This is a genomic window from Chthoniobacter sp. (genome assembly GCF_040003245.1).
In the GTDB taxonomy this organism is placed as follows: domain Bacteria; phylum Verrucomicrobiota; class Verrucomicrobiia; order Chthoniobacterales; family Chthoniobacteraceae; genus Chthoniobacter.
This window is the reverse complement of record NZ_JBDUCX010000070.1, coordinates 22,376-28,534: the sequence shown is the minus strand read 5'-3', so window position 1 is coordinate 28,534 and position 6,159 is coordinate 22,376. Positions and strand designations below refer to the sequence as shown.

Genomic DNA, 6,159 nt, shown 5'->3' with positions numbered 1-6,159 from the left:
CTCTTCTGCTTCGACGACGACGTCGGCCCCGGCCTCCCCCTCTGGCTCCCGCGCGGCACCGTCCTCATCGAGGAACTGGAAAAGCTCGCCAAGGAAACCGAATTCGCCGCCGGCTACGACCGCGTCCGCACCCCACACCTGGCGCGGGAAAACATGTATCTCACCAGCGGGCATCTGCCCTACTACGCGGAGTCGATGTTTCCGCCGATGGTATTGGATGAAATAGCAGATGTTAGGAAGTCCACCGAAGTAAAATGGCGGGCATCACTTCAGAAAGCTTTCGATATGGCCGTTCCCATCGGGCGTCAGTTGGGCATTTCTGAAGAGTTCTTAGAAAATGGATGGCCCGAACTCTATCTGAAAGGGGATGAACGCAGCGGAGACCTTCCGGCCGAGATCGCGGCACAAATGGAAGAGGTCACCAAAACTCACCGCGCATTCGTGGACTTGCCAAAAGCTGAGACCTACTACCTCAAGGCCATGAACTGCCCGCACCACCACAAGCTCTTCGGAGCGGTGCCGCGGAGTTATCGCGACTTACCCCTGCGCCTCGCCGAATACGGCACCTGCTACCGCTACGAGCAGAGCGGCGAACTCTTCGGCCTGATGCGCGTGCGCGCCATGCAGATGAACGACGCGCATATCTATTGCACGGAAGAGCAATTCGCCGCCGAGTTCGAGGCGGTGAACCAGATGTATCTCAAGTATTTCAAGATCTTCGGTATCGAGCGTTATCAATTCCGCTTCAGCACCCACGACCCCAAGGAACTGGGCAAAAAATTCGTGGATCAATCCGATCTCTGGCTCAAGACCGAAAAGATGGTGCGCGATGTCCTCATCGCCTCCGGCGCGCCCTACGTCGAAGTCCCCAACGAAGCCGCCTTCTACGGACCCAAAATCGACATCCAGATTTGGAACATCATCGGCAAGGAGTTCACCCTGGCCACCAACCAGGTCGACTTCGCCGTCCCCGCGCGCTTCGGCCTCACTTACAAGGACCGCGATAACACCTCCAAAACCCCGCTCTGCATCCACCGCGCCCCGCTCGGCACGCACGAGCGTTTCGTCGGCTTCCTCATCGAGCACTACGCCGGCAACTTCCCGCTCTGGATGGCCCCCGAGCAGGTCCGCATCCTGCCTATCGGCGACGAAGAACCGCTCGTCAATTATGCCAAAGAGATCCAGGCCGAACTCCGCGCCCAAGGCGTCCGCGCCCACCTCGACGCCGGCACCGACCCGATCAAAGCCAAGATCGCCAATGCCGAGCAAATGAAAGTGCACACCATGCTCGTCCTCGGCCACCGCGACCTCGAAGCCGGCAACGTCAGCCTCCGCGTCCATGGCAAAGGCAACCTCGGCGCCAAGCCCCGCGCCGAAGTCATCGCCGACCTCCTCGCCGCGATCAAGGAACGGCGGGCCTGACGGGCTGGCTCACCGATCGACGGGAAGAGAGGCGCCTGGCTCTGCGAGCGGAACGCTGATCCGGTTCACGCGGCGCCGCCGCGATTCTCGGTGAGCGCGGCGAGGAATTCGTCCGCGGTTGCCTCGATGCATTCCATGTTCCACTGTTTCAGCCGGGCATTCTCCGCGGGCGAAATATCCGGGGCGATGAAATAGCCGGGCAGCCGGCGGTCTGCTTCGCAGAAGAGTCGAATGATGCTGGGATCACGCATGGAACTGCCGACCACGACGACGGTGTTCTCCCGGATGAGCTTCAGCGCCACCTCCCAGAGATGGGGACGGGCCTTGTCGAAAAGGAGGATTTCGCGCTCATTGATCATCAGGGACTCCGGATGGGTGCAGGAGCCGTGCAGTTTCACGAGCACCGGGGTTGGCAGGACGGGGCGGTCGATTTCCATGTCCACGACAGGCAATTTCAACGACTGAGCGGCGGCGGCGCGTTCGAAGAGGGTGTCGAAATTCGTGGTGAGGATGTTGGCAAAGAGCCGCACGGCGTGGGTGTGAGCCGGGGTGGGCTGCGGATTGTGCGGCGGTTCCATCAGCATTTGAACGGCATCCGTCACGAGCGAACGATTGCGCAGGATTTCGAGATCGCCCGCAATCGCCGCGAAGGCCACGGCCGCCGGGCTCACGAAGTACTCGGGCTGCTTCTCCTTGATCAATTGCATGAAGCGCTCGGCGAAGGCCAGGGCGGAGGGCAATCCCGCACTGCGGGAAATACCCGAGCCGGCGAACAGAATGGCTTCTTTCTTTTCCACGGCTGCACGCAACCCTGCTGGAACCGAAGCGCGGACGGCCCGGACGGGCGCCGAGGGCTGGCCCTGCTTCGCCGCGGCGATGGCCGCGGCCCGGTCGCGAATTTGCTGGCGGCGGAATTCGTTACTGAGCGTCTTGATCACCGCCGCACCCACCTTTTCTCCAAGATCCACCGCCCGTTTGAAATCCGTGACAAAGTTTCCGGGACCCCAGCTCTTGATTTCCTCGCGGAAGGCATCCCGCCTTTTGGCGTCGGCGGAATTTCGATCGGCCTTGGCACCGAGTGGCTTCTCGAAGGGTAAGATCGGAATGCCAAGGCTGCGGGCGTGTTGCACCTCCATTTCAGTCACGGAGATATTCCGGTTCGCGCCCGGGCCGACGTCTGGAATCCAGCCGTAGCGGCCCCCGAGCAGCAGGACCATGATCTCGCAATCCTCAATTTCTTCTTTGATCGTGTCCCAGGAGTTTTTGCCGGTGGGCAAAAGGTTTTCCGCATTGACGGCTTCAAAGTTGAAAGACTCAAGCCGGTCGCGAACGGCCAGCCGTTCCTTCGGTAAATCTTTCATGGTGCTGCTGATGAAGACGCGAAGTTTTCCAGACATAATTCCAGGTGGTTTACGGGTAAGTATGATGCGCTGGCTAGCCCGCGGCTTTGTGCGCCGAAGCGACGGCGTAGGCGACGTTCGCGTTGGCGACGTCTCCGTGCTCGGTGATCAAATCGTGGGCCTCGAGGTTGTAAATCTTGCCGACCTTGAAATCGTACGCCTTCCCGACGGCGACCATGTCGATGAAGAACGCGAGGTCGGTGGCGAGATGCAGCGCGCCGTTGCTGCCCAGTCCGCCGAAAGGGCTGTTCGGACCACCCACCGCCGCGGCGATGCCGGCAGTCTTGGCATCCGCCGCCGTTTCGCCCCCGAGCAGGGAAGCCGCAGGGTAAGCGATCCCGACCGCGGAATCGTTGAAGGTGTGCGTAGCGATCACGACCCCCTTGATGCGCGAGTCCTCGACCACCGAGCGGAAGAACCCAATGCCCGGCCGGAAACCATTGTGCGAAAAGGCGGCCTGGAGCAGCGACATGGTCTTGAGGTTTTTCGTCGTGGAGGCCTTGGCCGCGGCCGTGACGACGCGCCCGCCGAAGGAGTGGCCTATGAGATGGATGCGCTCGACGCTGGCGCCGAGTTTGTCAAGCAGGGTCGCAACGCCGGTCGAGCCGACGGTGCCAGCGCGTTCCTTCATCTCGAAATAGCTGAAGAGGTTCAGGAACTTGATAACGCCCCCCTTGATTCCCCCAAAAATGTCGCCGAGGCCGGCGGCGCCCCCGCCAGCGCCCTTGGCCTTGGGCTTGGGCGCGCCCGCGGCGGGGACGGGCGCGGGCTGGGACAGCGTTTTCAAGAGGTTCGGACCCGAGGCGACGAGGAACGGGTGCGAAGATGGCTCTTCATCGTTGTCGGTATGCTGGCTGGTGAGTTGCGCGCGCAGCTTGTCCACGAAATCGTGTTGCTTGGTCGTGCTGTCCTGAAGATCGGGAACGAGCTTCTTGAGGTCGGCAATAAGCGTCTCCGATCCGGATCCGAGCAGCTTTTGCACTTCGTCGAGCTGGGCTTTGATCGCGGCATCGGCCCCAGCCTGGCTGCCGCCACCGGTCGAGGCCGCCGGACCACTGCCGCCGGTGCCGGCATCGGCGACCGCAGCCTTGACCACATCGTCGAGCGCCTTGGATGGCCAGAGGATGCCGACGATGCAGCGTTGGCGGCCGGGTGGCACGGGCCCGCTCACGGCGGCGTAATTCGTAAAAAACGTGCGGTACAGGGTCCGCGCCTCATCATTGTCGTTGTTCCAGCCATGGGAGAAAACGAACACTTCATTGGTGTCTGCCGGGAGAACCGGCGCTGGGCCGTCGGGGTTGCCGTTTTTGTCGAATTTCGCTTCGATGTAGGGAATGCCTGCGATGTCGCTCATAATTGGATTGGGTTGGGGTATGACTTGGGAGCCTGGCTAAACAGATTGGATGGCGCGCATGAGATCGACCAAACCGGCACCCTGAAAATAACGATCGCGCTTGAGATCGGTCGCCGTGGCGCAAAAGATTCCCTTCACTTGCTCGGGCTTCCCGATGAACTCCCGCCGCACCGAAAGGAAACCGGCGATGATGCCACTGACATGCGGGGTGGCCATACTCGTGCCACTGTCCTCGACGTAATGGATTCTACCGGCCTGCCCATCTCCGGCGCGGTCGCGGAGCAGCGAGCCGGTGGCGCAGGAGAGGATTTTCTCGCCGGGCGCCACCAGGTCGGGCTTGGGCCGGCCGTCCCCGGTGGGTCCCTTGGATGAAAAGAACGAGATCCCGTAACGGTGCGGCATATCGCGATGGGTGGAGCCGACGGTGATCGCGAGGTCGGCGTTACCGGGATCGTTGATCGTCATGTCCAGCCCGGCGCTGGTGGAGCGCTCGCTGGAAGTGACCGTGCCGTGTCCCGTATTACCGGCGGCAACGACGACGACGACACCGGAGCGGACCACACGGTTGACCTCGATGCAGATGGGGCTTTCCCCGCAGGCAAACCACTCCGGCTCGATTTCGTAACCCAGCGAGATATTGACGCCGTGGATTTTCAGTTCCGCCCGGCCGCTGTTGTTGACATCCAGAATGTAACTGAGAGCGGCAATCACATTGCTCACCTCGCCGAAGCCGACATCGTCGAGCACTTTCAAGCTGACGAGCTCACATTTGGGCGCCATGCCGCGGATAAGGGTGATTTCGCTCTCCACTTTTTCCACGTCGCTCTCCTGGGCGGTCGGTTTCACGCGCACCCGGCGCACGGCTCTCAAGATGTTCTTGGCGGGATCCCGGTCCCTATCGAATCCGCCGGCGATGATCCCGGCGACGTGCGTGCCATGACCGAAGACGTCCCGCAAGGCTTCCGGAGGGTTGGGCGAGGCCCCATCGGTGAAGTTACGGTGCAGGGGTGAATTCGGATTGATATTGTTGCTCTGCGAAAAATGGGGGTGGGTCGCGTCGATGCCGGAATCGATCACCGCCCAGGTGATCCCGCCGCCAACCGTGGAAAACGAGTTCAACGCCGCATCGGCTTTGACGGTCGCGATGGACTGGGTGATGCACGGCTTGATGGGAAAATCCGGCCACATGCTGTGAATCACGCGGCAGGTTTCCGGCTTCACGTCATTGGCCGGATTGGGTGAACCTTGCCGCTCGTAATTTAGCTTCGTGGCGAGTTCCATGCTCTGCGTAGTGTCTTTCTGGAGGAGAGCGTCGATGTGTTCTTTGCGCATCCGGGCGAAGACATACTGCCCGTCGCCGTCGGCCTTTTCCTTTCGCTGAGCCTCCGATCCGCTGGTCAGAGGCGGAAGAATCTCATCCAGCATCCTGACCAGTTGGGCACGGGCGGCGGCCCGGCCCAGCGGATAGTTCAAATTGACGTCGATAATGACGTCGAAGTGCGTGGGACGAAGGCGATCGATCGCCTTGAAATGCTCCCGGCGATCGCGATCCACGAGCGCCAGACGCACGGGGCGTTCGAGTTGGGCGACCACGAAAGAGCGCTTGTCCCGGTCCTTCGGGAGTCCTTGCAGGAGCCGGTTGTTCTTTGCCAAGCGTCCCAGCTCTCCGAGGATTTGCTCGAGCAATTGCTCGATTTGCTGCAGCGCCCCGGCGGCGCGCTCCGGATAGTCGCGGGCCAGAAAGATCACCGCGTTATAATTCTTCACGGCGAACGAACGATGCTGGCGCATCCATTCCGCGACCTCTTCCGTGTCCGCGATGGCCCGGAGCAAGGGAATGGCGACGACCGTGCGATCAAGGATCTTGGCATTGAAGATCTGGGCGACGGGTTTCCTTGCCGGTTCTTTTTTAGCCATATTGGGATTGCGTTTTATTGACCCTGCTGGGTTGGAAGAGCGTAGCGAAAAGGGAACTCTGTTTTT

4 protein-coding genes are annotated in these 6,159 nt (G+C 61.2%); 1 reads left to right on the top strand and 3 read right to left on the bottom strand.

Features of this window, described 5'->3' with window-relative positions; all coding sequences use genetic code 11:
• The coding region (locus ABJF10_RS11885) for a threonine--tRNA ligase (protein WP_348544789.1) at positions 1 to 1,422 on the top strand (1,422 nt) is incomplete at its 5' end.
• 65 nt (positions 1,423 to 1,487) lie between these two features.
• Here the strand turns inward: ABJF10_RS11885 and ABJF10_RS11880 are convergent.
• From ABJF10_RS11880 to ABJF10_RS11870, 3 genes are read right to left on the bottom strand one after another with little or no spacing between them, the layout of a single operon-like run.
• On the bottom strand, positions 1,488 to 2,819 hold the full coding sequence (locus tag ABJF10_RS11880; RefSeq protein ID WP_348544788.1) for a DUF4062 domain-containing protein: 1,332 nt from the start codon (positions 2,817 to 2,819) through the stop codon (positions 1,488 to 1,490).
• A gap of 37 nt (positions 2,820 to 2,856) precedes the next feature.
• The gene (locus tag ABJF10_RS11875; protein ID WP_348544787.1) at positions 2,857 to 4,176 is read right to left on the bottom strand and encodes a hypothetical protein; all 1,320 of its coding nucleotides are present in this window, start codon (positions 4,174 to 4,176) and stop codon (positions 2,857 to 2,859) included.
• Between the two features lie 36 nt (positions 4,177 to 4,212).
• Entirely contained in the window at positions 4,213 to 6,093 is a 1,881-nt protein-coding gene (locus tag ABJF10_RS11870; RefSeq protein ID WP_348544786.1) for a S8 family peptidase, read from the bottom strand.
• Positions 6,094 to 6,159 lie beyond the last annotated feature (66 nt).

Excerpts from the sequence above, each read along its gene's own strand:
- ABJF10_RS11870 (WP_348544786.1), bottom strand. The coding sequence starts at position 6,093 with ATGGCTAAAAAAGAACCGGCAAGGAAACCCGTCGCCCAGATCTTCAAT.
- ABJF10_RS11875 (WP_348544787.1), bottom strand. The coding sequence starts at position 4,176 with ATGAGCGACATCGCAGGCATTCCCTACATCGAAGCGAAATTCGACAAA.
- ABJF10_RS11880 (WP_348544788.1), bottom strand. The coding sequence starts at position 2,819 with ATGTCTGGAAAACTTCGCGTCTTCATCAGCAGCACCATGAAAGATTTA.